The sequence below is a fragment of the Anabaenopsis tanganyikae CS-531 genome (genome assembly GCF_029891675.1).
In the GTDB taxonomy this organism is placed as follows: Bacteria; Cyanobacteriota; Cyanobacteriia; order Cyanobacteriales; family Nostocaceae; genus Anabaenopsis; species Anabaenopsis arnoldii.
Window position 1 is genome coordinate 1 of record NZ_JANQDF010000079.1, and the last position, 11,145, is coordinate 11,145.

The following is an 11,145-nucleotide window of genomic DNA, read 5'->3' on the forward strand; positions in this document are numbered from 1 at the left end:
ACGACAAGAAGACAGCCAGAGATGGAAGTCTTACAGGTATTCATGACAAGAACCATATCACTGAGGAGCCGTATGAGGTGAAAGTCTCACGTACGGTTTTGTAGACGAGTCGGTTGGGTGACTGACCGGCTTAGTTTAATGGTATCGGCAAAATGCTGTATAACTATGGTGCTGAGGTGAGTTATTTGAGTTTTGTTAGATAAAGCTGAGTTACGCCGTGTTTTACTTCAAAAACGCCAGTCCATGTCTGTGGAAGAATGGAGAGAAAAAAGCGATCGCATCTGTAGGCAACTACAAAAGTCTGCTCTATTTACTCAAGCTAAAACAATACTAGCTTATTTCAGTGTTCGTCAAGAACCTGACCTCAGTCCATTATTTGCCGATTCTCAGTATCGTTGGGGATTTCCCCGGTGTGTTGGTAAGTCCCTCACCTGGCATTTTTGCACGCCCCTCGATGCTGTTAATATTGGCGCTTATGGGATTACAGAACCCCATCCCCAAGCGCCAATTGTAGACCCTGAATCCGTTGATTTGATACTTGTCCCTAGTGTGGCTTGCGACTATCAAGGATATCGCTTAGGTTATGGTGGGGGTTATTATGATCGTTTACTCAGTTCTCCAGCATGGGTAAGTAAGTCTACTATCGGTATTGTCTTTGATTTTGCCTATTTACCTCAATTACCTGTGGACATTTGGGATAAACCATTACAAGCTGTGATTAGTGAAAACCATTGCAGTTAAACCAATTTCGTCCCCTACAAATGTGCTATCCATCAAGAATTATCAATTGACGATTTTGAACATCCCCAACTCACGACTAAAACTGATTTTAATCTACGGGTTATTAGGAGCCATGGCACTAGTAACTCTGTTTCCCCTGCTGTGGCTGATCAGCACAGCCTTAAAGTCTCCCACAGAAAATATTTTACAGTCTCCCCCCCAGTTGTTACCCAGTCAACCCACAATCAATAACTTCTTGACTGTGTGGCGATCGCTACCTTTTGCACAATACCTCTATAATAGCACCTTAGTAGCACTGCTCACAGTAGCCTTGAATCTACTGTTTTGTTCCCTAGCCGCTTACCCCTTAGCTAGACTATCATTTGTGGGGCGAAACTCTATTTTTATTGCTATCGTCTCTACAATCATGATTCCCTTTCAAATCGTCATGATTCCCCTATACATATTGACAGTGCAACTGGGTTTAAGAAACACTTACTTAGGCATCATTTTTCCCAGTTTAGCCTCAGCTTTTGGCATTTTTTTACTGCGACAAGCCTTTATGGGTGTGCCCAAAGAACTAGAAGAAGCTGCCCGCATGGATGGTAGTTCTGAGGTAGGCTTATGGTGGCATATAATGTTACCAGCAATTCGCCCAGCATTAGTTACCCTGTCGATTTTTGTATTTATCGGCTCTTGGAGTGACTTTCTTTGGCCATTAATAGTCATTCAAGATGAAGGCTTATATACCCTTCCCTTGGGAGTCGCCAAATTAGCCGGGACATTTTCTTTAGACTGGCGCTTAGTAGCTGCTGGTTCCATCATATCCGTTGCGCCCATACTGCTATTATTTTCATTTTTACAGCGCTACATCGTACCAACAGAAACTAGCACTGGTGTCAAAGGGTAAAAATCCTCTGATTTTATAGCCAGTCAGAGCTACCATTACTTACTAGTACGGGCAGGTTCATATCAGCTTTAAACTGAAATTGACGGTGTAATGCTCCTCCATTGTTTGCTGATTACTGGCTTTGATAGCATCTAGATAGGGTTGTAAAACTTGCAACTGTGGCAAATTCACACGATAAGTGATATTTCCGCGTTTTTTAAACAGTGGTGCCGCTGCAATAGACTGGTAGAGAGAATTATTTCCAGTACTTTCACTTATCCAGGCAGAATCTGGAGTTGCAGGTATTAAACCCGGAGGTAACTCACCTTCCAAGAAAGCCAATAAGCGTTCCTGGCAAATAGTCGTATTAATACCATCACCCTCAAATAGCTGGAGAATTTCGTCAAAAGATAAAATTCTATGAGAACAATATTGCAGTAACTTCGTGAACAGGAAATAGTCACTGTATACTTGCCGGGATTGTTCTAAAACCTGGGGATGCAAAGGTAACATCGCTAAACCATAGGCTACCCGACTACAATTGGGAGTGCCGTTTTTACCCAGATATAAATCTTGAATAATCTTAGCGTCAGGTAGTTCTTGCTGTAGCCACGTATTCACAATTTCTAAAGAAGCCATCCCCCCAGTTAAAATAGCCTGATTAATTGCTGTCGCCGGTAGACCGCTAACTGCTAACAACTTTTTCAACTCTTGGTTTAAACGTCGCACAAAGGGAATCAACACATGATTTTCTAAGTCGCTTCGCTGTAATACCCACCGTTGATCTGCTAATTCCAGAGCAAAAAAATCCTGCTGTTGTAAAATTAGCTTTAAAGCCAAGGCTGCATCTAGTACCGCCTGTCCTAACAAAGAACTTTGTAACTTCTGCTGGAGACGAATCCGAGCCTTAATATCCGGTTTCCCCACTTGTGGTAAATCTAATTCTGCTAGTCCCAAACTGCTAGTGAAACTTACTTTGTCAGCAAAAGTAGGTTGCCATTGCCAAAAGTTGTTAGCGGTTGTTGTACTGTCTTCCTCATAATTCTGGCGTGTTTTTCGATATCTGGGGGGAAGCAGTAACTGACAGATAATATCTTGCTCAATGGCATTGCTAGCATAAGCAAAACTATGGAGCATGAAATCACCGTGTACTAATTGCTCTAGGTTCTCTGGTAAATTAACCAGGGCCATTTCGGTTGTAGTCGCGCCAATATTAATCACCAAGGTGTAACCAACCATAGGATGATCATCAGGTCTGGCTGGATTTAACCCCTGGTAATCAGTAAGCACTGTTTCACCATGAGCGCCATCTAGTCTACCCAGTAGACTAGCAATGGCTTCCTCCAGAAAAAATACTTGCTGTGGATGTGGGACTAATTTACTAGAGAGTACAGCTTCCCGCACATTAAACCGATATGTTTCTGAGCAGCTAGATGGACAGGTGCAAATGACACCAGCAATTTTATTAATAATCTCATGGAATGTTTCCTGATTTAAACCCACAGCACTAGCGGTTAAACCTTGAGTGGTACTATGGCCATCTGATTTTAAGGTTAACAGTAACTTGGAGAGCGATCGCACAACCCAAATTAAAGGACCCGCAGAAAACTTGTTGAACTGCAATATAGGTTCCCATGTTTCTTGTTCATTCTGATATGGGATAGCTACCTGCAAATATGGCTTCAACTGTACTGAATAAAAATTATGCTTCTGCTCTTGATTAGCTTGCGCCAAAAAATTTTGAACCTCTGGGCTTTGCGTTTCCGCTGGAGGTACAGAACCTGTGGGTAGATAAACCTCTGCTGGTAAACGAAACGACTCTTGAAAAGAACTAACCCCCCGTTGCTTGTCTGCTGACCAGCAGATAGGATAAACCACAGCAGTGGAAAGATTCAACAAAGCCGCAGAAATTCCAGTAGTACCCAGATCAATACCTAGATACCAAATCGATTCCTGTATATTTAGCGCCACATCTTTATTCTTCACAAACTTAGGACTGCCAATTAAAGAGGCTCTGTGCTCAGTACTGACTTGCTCTTGTGTTTCTGTTGTGGGGCTAAAATCGAACTCAGCTTCGGTTTGCGGCGAAGAGATGGGATTAATCTGGAATACATCCACATCAGAGTCAGCCTCAGTTGCAGTTGCAAAATTGTTTGGCGGCTGGTTTATACTATCTTCCAAAGCTGCGAAAATTAGACTCAAGTTGAAATCTGGCTCTAGCATTTCACTCAGGTCGGCTAAATCCTGATCAAATTCTTGGGTCAGATCTTGACTCAGACTCATCTGATCCGGATTAACAGACTGGTTTTCCCCGGGTGATAGCTGGCGTGGCGTAACCATGGATAAGTTGTCTGTGGGCGCTGTGGAAATATCGTGATCTAAATGTTCCTGTTCCTGCTCATGCAGCACTAGTGAAGACTGCTGACTATCATCCTCAACCTCTGCTGTTTCCAAGCCAGAAGAAACTTCTAACTCATCTTGTTCACCATCTAAATTAGTCAATAATTCACTCACTGGGCTAGTATCAGCACTGCTTGGCTGTATCGAAACAGTACTAGTGAATCCCTCTTCTGTTGGCCACAAGCCAGATAAATCAGTAGGTTGTTCTGGGTTGGTATCTTCCTCAAAAGACGGTTCTTGCCATAACTCTAATTCTGCATCTGCTTCTTGCAAGGAAGAATCTAATAACTTTTGCACTGGTTCCATTGGAGATTCAAGAGTAGTCCCTCTCCCATCTGCTTCTAAGGGATTACTTTGAGATTCAGGTATATTTTGTGCAATATTCGACGGTGGTAAATCTTCTACATCACCCCTCGATATAGTTAAATTATCATTACCCCATAAACTGGCATAAAGTTCATCGACTTGATCACCAGGTGATTCTAAGCTATCTACAACGTTACTAGATGATAGATGATCATCTTCTACTGCTGCTGGCGCAATATTATTTACCTGAGTTGATAATGATGGTGCTGGAGATACGGATTGATTTTTTTGTAACTCTGGGACAGATAACAGATTCATTGCGGCTTGTTGCTGCAATTGCTGCGTTAAGTTTTTCACAAAGTTGGTCATCAACTGCTCGCCCTGCACACCTGTACTGTGCATTCTCCCCAACCCTTGATTTAAAGACTGGTGATAAGTGTTGATATTGCGTTGTAGCGCCTCAAAGACGAAATTTACAGTCGCATCAAGGGATAATAGACGTTGATCCAGTTCCCTGGTCAGGTGTGTTAACCGTTGGGTCTGTTCTGATGTTTGTAATAAAGGTTGACTCCTAGAGAATGCGGGTGTGTTTTTGTCATTATTAGTACTATTTGAACTGGACTCCTTACTGTAATTTTCTAGGATATTTGGTATTAAATTAGATACAATTCGGCTCATAAGTAACTGCAAAAATTCGGAAATCATCTGCTCCTGTTGAGCATACTGCTGGCTTAAAGAGTAGTTGTGCAGTTTCCTTTGCTCGAGCTGTCTAATTTCTTGTGCCAGAATTTTCCGCTCTTGCATCATTGCAGCTAATTCCGCTTGTAATGGCTGTATTAATGTTGATAATTCGCCCTTTAATTGATTTAATAGCAAATTACCTTGTTCCCGGTCAGCTTGGTTTGGCTCTGTCCTTTGGCTAGACTGATTACCATCAACCTGAGTGAGAAATTTCTCTGACAAACGTGACTTTTCCTCCGCCACCCTCAACTGGTTTTGGTTATGATTATTTAAAGTCTCACGTTCTTTTTCCTGGACAAGGAAGGTACGAAGTTTTTCTAAAACCTCTCTGGTTTCCGATCCTTGATCAGGTAGAAGCGTTAAGTCAGGCTGAACACGGCTGTTAATTAAGTTGTCAATGTCTGCAATTAATTTTTGGATTTCATCTGCGCGGGAAGTCACTTTCAATTACCTTGGCTAGAATTGTTACTTACATGAGAATTACCACATTTCACCAGGTGGTAACCGTTTGACAAAACCTACTAAAATATACTAGTCTAAAAGAAGGATTTATCATCATCAAATGTCCTTGGTCGTCTTTTGTCCGGCTAACTCTGGATTCAGGTAAATTTGGGTAGGTTTAACAGATCGGTATTATGCCAGTTACGTAAGTCCTGTAATTCTAACCTATAGGAGTCCTATCCGATTTTTAAATAGGCTGGAATATCTATCCCTTGTTTCCTTCCCATACCAATAAACAAGAACTGTCAGCGCATGATATTTTTTGCTCATGGACTGAGGAACCAGCGTCTAAATACGCAGTATTGACTATAGCGGAACACTGAGGTCAAAGTCGTTCAAACTTTTTTCACCATGAGTATTTCAAATTCTCTACCAGATGAAAACCCAGCCCCGGAATTTCCCGACTCCATTAACAAACAATTAGAACCAGAGCATTTGAGGCGACCTAGACTAAAAGTTGACGCGCCTTTACGAATGGTAGAAACAGCATTTTTAGCCAGTGCTGCTAGTTTGATTTGGTTGATTAATTTCTACTTTCCTTTGGGCCCGGTATTACGGATATTCTTTCCTGTACCCATCGCTCTAGTTTACCTACGTTGGGGCAAAAGAGCCGCCTGGATGGCTGCTGTTACTTCTGGTTTGCTGCTATCAGTTCTCATGGGGCCTGTTCGTAGTCTATTATTTGTTATGCCCTTTGCCTTTATGGGTGTGCTTTTAGGGGCAACATGGTATCGTCGTGTTCCCTGGATTGTATCTATTACCTTGGGTACCCTCTTGGGTACCTTAGGGGTGTTTTTTCGGTTGTGGTTGCTGTCTGTGTTATCGGGTGATGACCTGTGGGTTTATGTGATTAACCAGGTAACAGAACTGATAGAGTGGGTATTTTTGAGGCTACAATTATTAGCTAGCCCTAGTTTGTTTGTGGTGCAAGTGGGAGCAGTCGCTTTGATTGTCTTCAATAATTTTATTTACCTGTTTATGGTACACCTGGCAGCATGGCTATTATTGGGCGCTATTGGAAATCCGATTCCGCGTCCGCCACAATGGGTGCAGGTGATTATGGATTATGAAGGTTAAGTAATTGATTCGTATTTATACCCAAATCCAACAGGGTCAAAAATGGATTACTAAGTATAGGGGTGGTTTACCCCTGTTTGCCTGTGTTTTAGGTTTTACTGACACTGGCCTCATTCCGGGTATTTCAGCGGCTGGTAGTACTCCAGAAGCTCGAAAGTATACAGCTTGTGCTGATGCTGAGTTTTTATATTACGGACCAGGACGAAAACCTCTCTATCCCCTACCACCGCTGACCGCCGGCGCTTCACCTGTAATCATTTCTCGTGCTGTTGTTGAGGCGCTCAATATTCCAATTTATTTGTTTAATGCTGGCTTACCTCAGCCTCCCGCAGTACCAGTTATTGATCTGGGTGGCTACCCGGCTAACTGTTTAAGTAAAGGTGCTGCTATGAAAATTACAACGGTACACCATTTGCTCCAGCAAGGGCTACTCTGGGGAGAACGCCTGGCTACTAATGTTCAACAAGGATATGTGATTTTAGGTGAGTGTGTTGTCGGAGGTACTACAACCGCTCTAGCAGTTTTAACTGGCTTGGGCATAGACGCTGCTGAAAAAGTCAACAGTAGCCATCCTGTTTGTAATCATACACAAAAGTGGGCAGTAGTACAAGCCGGACTGGAAAGGATGAGGCTCCCAGCGCAAAAAGAATCATCTCCCCCCTCTGACCTCATAGATCCTTTACAACTTGTGGCCGCAGTGGGTGATCCCATGCAGGTGGTGGTAGCTGGAATGACTATCGCAGCTAGTCGCCATTGTGGTGTTCTTCTGGCAGGTGGTACACAAATGCTGGCAGTTTATGCTTTAATAAGTGCGATCGCTGATGCTTATGACTTGTCCTGGCAACCAGCAGAAGTAGTTGTAGGTACAACCCGTTGGGTAGCAGAAGATCCCACTGGTAAAACCGTTGACTTAGCCCTGAGCTTAGGCAAAAATATCCCCCCTCTACTTGCTACTCAGTTAAATTTTGCTAACTCTCGTTATCCGCAACTCCAAGCTTATGAGCAGGGCTTTGTCAAAGAAGGGATAGGTGCTGGAGGTGCTTGTATTGCTGCTCATCTCAGGCAAAATTGGCAGCAAAATCAACTTTTAACTGCCATTGAAGCTCAACTAGACCAATATACCTCTAATTGCTAATTCACTTCAAAAATGTCCATTGTACAATGATGAAATTATCTGAGACTCGTTCTCCTGCAATGGGTAGGAATGCCTATCCACACGCCCTTATCGAGAGTTATGTGGTGCAACACCGTAAGTCAATGAATTCTAATTTTCATTAATTGTTCTTCTAAAGCAGCAATGCGATTGTATGCTGCCGTTAACTGTGCTGTTAGTCGTTGTATTTGAATTTCCGGTGTTAATATCTTATCTGCACTTTGCCGATTCAGGTCTAAAGACATACCATCTGTCAATACATCCTTATGCTCAAGCTCTGGATGTAAGTTCATATCTTCTTTTAACTGGGAGCGAACTACATCACTCTTCCCTAGAGAATTCTTCCCAGCTTGTGTGTTTGCTAAAGAACATTCCGAGAAAGCTTGAGCAATTTTACTATCAAGTGCTTCAATCACCTGGTAGAGGGAATCAAGCTTATGACTCAAATTTATAATTTGCGTTTGCAATGTCTCCATTTAATATCCTATTCCGTATATTTTCCTTATGTTATTCAATTTGTAGGTGATATTAACTATACTTTTGAATTATTTAATTTTTTCCACAAGGGATCAGGGTATAATCAGTAAGTATTTAATCCTCAATAGAACTTAAAGTTTCTTAAAAGTATAATTTTGAGGATAATAAACTTACGGGCAGTTTTTTTTTGAGAAAAATACTTTAAAGTTACTTAATGCCTCAAGCTTACTAATATTATTCCGACAATACCTCTAAATCAGCACTTGGAGTATATTCTATATATTTATTTAATATATGTGTAATCAAGAATCCAAAATTCCAAATCCACAATCGATAGATCGACGTTCTTTTTTATTGGCTGCGGGTGCAGTGGCGCTGTCCCAGATTCTGGTCGGTTGTGATACAAGCAATCAAACACAACTGCATATCCAGTTATTAAAAGGTTCCATCCCCGGTCAGATAGTTCCTCAGTTTCGCCGAAGTTTACAGCAACAGGTACAGTTGAATTTTGCCCCAGTTGAACAAATAGAAGATTTATTCAAACAATTGCAAGCTTGGGAGGATACCTCAAAACCCACTAGCAAGGGATTTTGGAATCGGTTTATACCATTTATGCGATCTGGTAGCAGCAGCGCTTCGCGATCGCAACCAGCAGTTGCATCTGACTTAGTAACATTGGGAGATTACTGGCTCAAAGCAGCTATTGAACAGAAACTCATTCAACCACTAGAAGAAGTCAAACAGTTAAAACATTGGTCCGCTTTAGATCAAAAGTGGCAGCAATTGGTAATACGCGATGATCAAGGTAACTTAGATCCTCAAGGAAACGTGTGGGCGGCTCCGTACCGTTGGGGAAGCACAGTAATTATTTATCATCGTGAAAAGTTGCAAAGTTTGGGTTGGACTCCGCAGGATTGGAGTGATTTGTGGCGAGATGGACTACAGCAGCGGATTTCTTTACTCAATCAATCTAGAGAAGTGATCGGTCTGGTTTTAAAAAAGCTAGGAAAATCCTACAACACAGAAAATATTCAGACCATACCAGACTTAGAAAATGAACTCAGAGCATTAAATAAACAGGTAAAATTATACAGTTCCCAAAACTATCTAGAACCGCTCATTATTGGAGATACTTGGCTAGCCGTTGGTTGGTCTAGCGACATAATACCGGTTTTGTCACGTTATCCTCAATTTGCCGCAGTTATACCCAAATCAGGAACAGCAATTTGGGCTGACTTATGGGTATGCCCTACAAAAGTGAAAAAAGAGACTTTTTTATCACAGTGGATTGATTTTTGTTGGCAACCAGACATCGCAAAACAAATTTCTGTGATCACTAGAAGTAATTCCCCAATTTCTCCTCATGTTGACCTATCAAACCTGCAAGAACCATTTAGAAGCCTACTACAGAGTAATCGTCAAGTTTTCGAGAACAGCGAATTTCTGAGTTCCTTACCTCCATCAGCAATTCAGGAATATGAATCTTTGTTTGCCAAAATCAAACAAGGGTAAAATCAGTTCCCAGACGAGGTTACCAATATCCCAGTTAATGATCAATGATATCGTCAACCCACCAGTAGCTATTAATTGGCAAGAAATTATGGTTCTGGCAAAGATGAGTATGATGAACAGAATGATTGAGGTGGAATAGTTATTCTGATAGCAGCTATAAAACTGCCATACTGTCACACATTAGTTGGAGATCCATGACACCTCAAGAATTTTTAAACAATTTGGCAGCAGCCTCAACAGATCCAGAAAAACTCATGGTTGTTGCTCAATACATAGAAACAACAGCCATGGACAATGCCACAACACCAAAATGGCGGCGCATTGCTTACAGTTCCGAGATTGAAATGGCCCTGAGTAATTTGGCTTTTCATTTAGAAGCACTAGCCGAGAACGCTTGACTTTGCTGCTTCAATTACCTTTTCTTATCCACTCTCTGGCGGCTTTCTCTGCTGCTTCTGGGCTATATTGACCCACCGGATGGGCGCTTTTGGTTTGGTAATACATATGAGAAAGCGAATCGATACCCAGAATAGTTGAAAATTCCCGTTTGATGCTACACGCGGAACCGGGGGTTAGAAACCCCCGTCTCAAAGCTAAAGTCAGATAAATCTGACACCGAAGATCATGTATTTGATGATCTTGACAAGATGCGATAGCGAAGCGCTGCTGTTAAAGGCGATCGCTATTCCGGGATCTGTGACGGGGCGTAAGATCCCCCACTTCTCACATCATCACACATAATCTAGGATAACTTTGGTTAAGATCCCCGACTTCTCACATCATCACAGATAATCTAAGATAATTTAACTAGAAGTCCGGGATCTGTGAGGTGGTTAAGATCCCCCACTTCTTTGCGTTTAACAACAGATAGTGGATATAAACGAATAGATGATAGATCACATGGGGGGTTTTATCTCTACCCTAGGATAGATGACAAACTTACAGTTATTCTAACTTAAAGTTATTTACACTTGTATAAATTTTAATAAACTGTCTGCTAAATTACTGTCTGCTATCCTCTATATTGAAATTTCTGCCCTTGTATATCCCCTAGTTTCCCATGTCCAGACTTTTGATTAGCCAGTACCAAGCAGAAGTAGCCAAAATTATTCAGTTTGGCGGTTCCCGCAAAGAAACTTCTATTCGCGTGGCTTTTCAAAACCTCTTAAATGAATATTGCAAACCCAGAGACTTTTTACTAATTCCAGAGTTGGATTTTAAGTTACCTAATGGTAAACTAGTTTACCCCGATGGTACGGTTAAGGATGCTTTGCGATTAGATTGGGGGTACTGGGAAAGTAAAGACGAAGATGATAATTTAGATCAAGAAATTGAGAAAAAGTTAAACAAAGGTTACCCCAGTAGTAAT

At 41.7% G+C, this 11,145-nt stretch carries 8 protein-coding genes and 1 pseudogene; 7 read left to right on the top strand and 2 right to left on the bottom strand.

Annotated features, from left to right (window positions below):
- Positions 1–192 precede the first annotated feature (192 nt).
- Both NWP22_RS08060 and NWP22_RS08065 read left to right on the top strand, forming a co-directional pair.
- Complete coding sequence (locus tag NWP22_RS08060; protein WP_271731425.1) at positions 193–741, top strand: 5-formyltetrahydrofolate cyclo-ligase; 549 nt, start codon at positions 193–195, stop codon at positions 739–741.
- A gap of 112 nt (positions 742–853) precedes the next feature.
- Positions 854–1,630 carry a carbohydrate ABC transporter permease gene (locus NWP22_RS08065; RefSeq protein ID WP_271731438.1) on the top strand — a complete coding sequence of 259 codons (777 nt, stop codon included), beginning with the start codon at positions 854–856 and terminating at the stop codon, positions 1,628–1,630.
- Positions 1,631–1,687: 57 nt separating this feature from the next.
- On the opposite strand, the gene NWP22_RS08070 is transcribed toward NWP22_RS08065, so the two are convergent.
- On the bottom strand, positions 1,688–5,497 hold the full coding sequence (locus NWP22_RS08070) for a hypothetical protein (protein ID WP_280801714.1): 3,810 nt from the start codon (positions 5,495–5,497) through the stop codon (positions 1,688–1,690).
- A gap of 411 nt (positions 5,498–5,908) precedes the next feature.
- Here NWP22_RS08070 and NWP22_RS08075 point away from each other — a divergent pair, with 411 nt between their 5' ends.
- Positions 5,909–6,634 (top strand): DUF2232 domain-containing protein, encoded by a 726-nt coding sequence (locus tag NWP22_RS08075; protein WP_271731429.1) that lies wholly within the window; start codon positions 5,909–5,911, stop codon positions 6,632–6,634.
- A gap of 4 nt (positions 6,635–6,638) precedes the next feature.
- Positions 6,639–7,769, top strand: a complete 1,131-nt coding sequence (gene cobT, locus NWP22_RS08080; RefSeq protein WP_271731431.1) for a nicotinate mononucleotide-dependent phosphoribosyltransferase CobT — start codon at positions 6,639–6,641, stop codon at positions 7,767–7,769.
- 119 nt (positions 7,770–7,888) lie between these two features.
- On the opposite strand, the gene NWP22_RS08085 is transcribed toward cobT, so the two are convergent.
- Entirely contained in the window at positions 7,889–8,263 is a 375-nt protein-coding gene (locus tag NWP22_RS08085) for a hypothetical protein (RefSeq protein WP_271731433.1), read from the bottom strand.
- 295 nt (positions 8,264–8,558) lie between these two features.
- On the opposite strand from NWP22_RS08085, the gene NWP22_RS08090 reads away from it, so the two are divergent.
- The 3 genes and pseudogenes from NWP22_RS08090 to NWP22_RS08100 all read left to right on the top strand — a co-directional run.
- Positions 8,559–9,776 (top strand): extracellular solute-binding protein, encoded by a 1,218-nt coding sequence (locus NWP22_RS08090; RefSeq protein ID WP_271731435.1) that lies wholly within the window; start codon positions 8,559–8,561, stop codon positions 9,774–9,776.
- Between the two features lie 194 nt (positions 9,777–9,970).
- A complete protein-coding gene (locus NWP22_RS08095) occupies positions 9,971–10,174 on the top strand; it encodes a hypothetical protein (RefSeq protein WP_271731436.1) in 204 nt (67 codons plus the stop codon).
- A 662-nt stretch (positions 10,175–10,836) separates the two neighbouring features.
- A pseudogene (locus NWP22_RS08100) lies at positions 10,837–11,145 on the top strand (type ISP restriction/modification enzyme); the annotation flags it as partial.

What these genes read in the sequence shown, in the direction of transcription:
- NWP22_RS08065 (WP_271731438.1), top strand. Translation starts at nt 854, where the DNA reads ATGGCACTAGTAACTCTGTTTCCCCTGCTGTGGCTGATCAGCACAGCC.
- NWP22_RS08075 (WP_271731429.1), top strand. Translation starts at nt 5,909, where the DNA reads ATGAGTATTTCAAATTCTCTACCAGATGAAAACCCAGCCCCGGAATTT.
- NWP22_RS08085 (WP_271731433.1), bottom strand. Translation starts at nt 8,263, where the DNA reads ATGGAGACATTGCAAACGCAAATTATAAATTTGAGTCATAAGCTTGAT.
- NWP22_RS08090 (WP_271731435.1), top strand. Translation starts at nt 8,559, where the DNA reads ATGTGTAATCAAGAATCCAAAATTCCAAATCCACAATCGATAGATCGA.
- NWP22_RS08095 (WP_271731436.1), top strand. Translation starts at nt 9,971, where the DNA reads ATGACACCTCAAGAATTTTTAAACAATTTGGCAGCAGCCTCAACAGAT.